This window comes from Thalassospira sp. UBA1131, from assembly GCF_002311515.1.
Classification (GTDB): domain Bacteria; phylum Pseudomonadota; class Alphaproteobacteria; order Rhodospirillales; family Thalassospiraceae; genus Thalassospira.
In genome coordinates this window covers 3,263-5,386 of record NZ_DCAO01000054.1, presented here as the reverse complement: position 1 = coordinate 5,386, position 2,124 = coordinate 3,263, and the positions used below count along the sequence as shown (strand labels likewise).

3 protein-coding genes and 1 pseudogene are annotated in these 2,124 nt (G+C 55.6%); all 4 read left to right on the top strand.

Annotation, left to right across the window (positions count from 1 at the left end; genetic code table 11):
• Positions 1–93 precede the first annotated feature (93 nt).
• Positions 94–288, top strand: coding sequence for a twin transmembrane helix small protein (locus tag B3Z49_RS08400; protein ID WP_008889168.1), 195 nt, complete (start codon positions 94–96; stop codon positions 286–288).
• Positions 289–334: 46 nt separating this feature from the next.
• Positions 335–907 (top strand): cob(I)yrinic acid a,c-diamide adenosyltransferase, encoded by a 573-nt coding sequence (locus B3Z49_RS08395; protein ID WP_063088544.1) that lies wholly within the window; start codon positions 335–337, stop codon positions 905–907.
• Between the two features lie 252 nt (positions 908–1,159).
• On the top strand, positions 1,160–1,909 hold the full coding sequence (locus tag B3Z49_RS08390; protein ID WP_008889166.1) for an electron transfer flavoprotein subunit beta/FixA family protein: 750 nt from the start codon (positions 1,160–1,162) through the stop codon (positions 1,907–1,909).
• A 15-nt stretch (positions 1,910–1,924) separates the two neighbouring features.
• Positions 1,925–2,124, top strand: a pseudogene (locus B3Z49_RS08385) (electron transfer flavoprotein subunit alpha/FixB family protein); the annotation flags it as partial.

Sequence of the window (2,124 nt, the reverse complement as noted above, 5' to 3'; positions counted from 1 at the left end):
CCATCGTCTGGTTGCCTGTTGCGTCCGTTTGGCGCAGCATGTCGCCGCCGGGCGCGGTATAAGTCAGCAGGCAGAAACAGGGAAGAAACAGGAATGGCTGGTTTTTTACAGATTGGTGTTTTGCTTGCGATGGCAGCAGTCGCTGGGGTCCTGATCATGGGCATCGTTTCGATGGCACGCGGCAAGGATGCGCGCAAACAAAACAAACTGATGCAAATGCGCGTCCTTTTGCAGGGCCTGGCCCTGTTGCTGCTTTTCATCCTGTCGCTGATGGCGGTCGGTTCCTAAGCCAGGCATACGCCTTGAACACACAAACCAAGATTACGGACGGCACATGGTTCAACTGACTCGTATCTATACAAAATCCGGTGACAAGGGCAAAACCGCCCTGGGCAATGGCACGCGCGTTGCCAAAAATGATGTGCGCGTGGAGGCCTATGGCACCGTGGATGAAACCAATGCCGTGATTGGTGTCGCCCGCCTGCATGCAGATGGCGACGTCGATGAGATGCTGGCCCGAATCCAGAACGATCTTTTCGATCTCGGTGCTGATCTGTGCACGCCGGGCGATGGCAGCGACGATAACCCCGAACGGCCAGCCCTTCGCATTACCGCCAAGCAAACCGAACGGCTTGAGGCCGAGATTGATCAGATCAACGAAGCCCTTGATCCACTGAAATCCTTTGTCCTGCCCGGTGGCAGTGCGCTTTCGGCACAACTGCATGTCGCGCGCACAGTTTCGCGCCGGGCAGAACGGCTGATTGTCGAACTGGCCGGGATCGAAACCATTAACCCCGAGGCGGTGCGCTATATCAACCGGCTGTCAGACCACATGTTTGTTCTGGCCCGCCACGCCAACAATGGCGGCAAGGATGATGTTCTCTGGAAGCCCGGGCTGACCCGATAAACTGACGTGATAACAAGATTATCGGACAAAATCCTTGTTCCCTTGCGGATTTTTGCCGTATCAAGACGGCGAAGGGCATCAAGATTTTCGTGAAGTAGTTGTCGTTAACGTCAACACCTTTACGTAAATTGACAACCTGCGTAGCACTACCTATTGTGCGTCGCGGGGAAAACATTACCATGCGGGCCAGCGCAAACTGCCTTGGCAGGGAGCAAACCCGCAGTTTCGACAACAAAAACGAACAGGTCTGTCATGAAGGTTCTTGTCGCCGTTAAGCGCGTTGTGGATTACAACGTCAAGATCCGTGTCAAACAGGACCAGTCTGGCGTTGAGTTGAACAACGTTAAGATGTCCATGAACCCGTTTGACGAAATCGCCGTTGAAGAGGCCATCCGCCTCAAGGAAGCGGGCACCGCCACCGAAGTGGTTGCTGTGTCGCTCGGCGTTAAACAGTGCCAGGAAACCCTGCGCACGGCCCTCGCCATGGGTGCCGATCGCGGCATTCTGGTTGAAACCGAGGACGAACTCCAGCCGCTGGCTGTTGCAAAGCTTCTGAAAGAAGTCGTTGCCAAGGAAAGCCCGGATCTCGTGATCCTCGGCAAACAGGCAATTGACGATGATGCCAACCAGACCGGTCAGATGCTGGCCGCGCTGCTGGATTGGCCGCAGGGCACCTTCGCGTCCAAGGTTGTCGTTGCTGACGGCAAGCTTGATGTTACGCGTGAAATCGACGGTGGTCTTGAAACCATCAAGATTGATCTTCCGGCAATCGTTACCACCGACCTGCGCCTCAACGAGCCGCGTTACGCGTCGCTGCCGAACATCATGAAAGCCAAGAAAAAGCCGCTCGATACCCTGAGCCCGGCCGACCTTGGTGTTGATACCGCGCCGCGCCTGAAAACCCTGAAAGTTTCCGAACCGGAAGCACGTCAGGCAGGTGTCAAAGTTGCCGACGTCGCAGAGCTTGTCGACAAGCTCCGCAACGAAGCAAAAGTAATCTAAGCGGGGATCAATCAAATGAGCATTCTTGTTATTGCCGAACACGACAATACCGAACTGAAGGGTGGCACGCTTAACACCGTTGCTGCTGCTCAGAAAATCGGTGGCGACATCACCGTTCTCGTGGCTGGCGAAGGCTGCAAGGCCGTTGCCGAAGCTGCTGCCAAGGTCGAAGGTGTCTCCAAGGTTCTCCTCGCAGACAACGCAGCCTATGGCCA

Coding starts and splice junctions, on each gene's coding strand:
- B3Z49_RS08390 (WP_008889166.1), top strand. CDS start 1,160: ATGAAGGTTCTTGTCGCCGTTAAGCGCGTTGTGGATTACAACGTCAAG.
- B3Z49_RS08395 (WP_063088544.1), top strand. CDS start 335: ATGGTTCAACTGACTCGTATCTATACAAAATCCGGTGACAAGGGCAAA.
- B3Z49_RS08400 (WP_008889168.1), top strand. CDS start 94: ATGGCTGGTTTTTTACAGATTGGTGTTTTGCTTGCGATGGCAGCAGTC.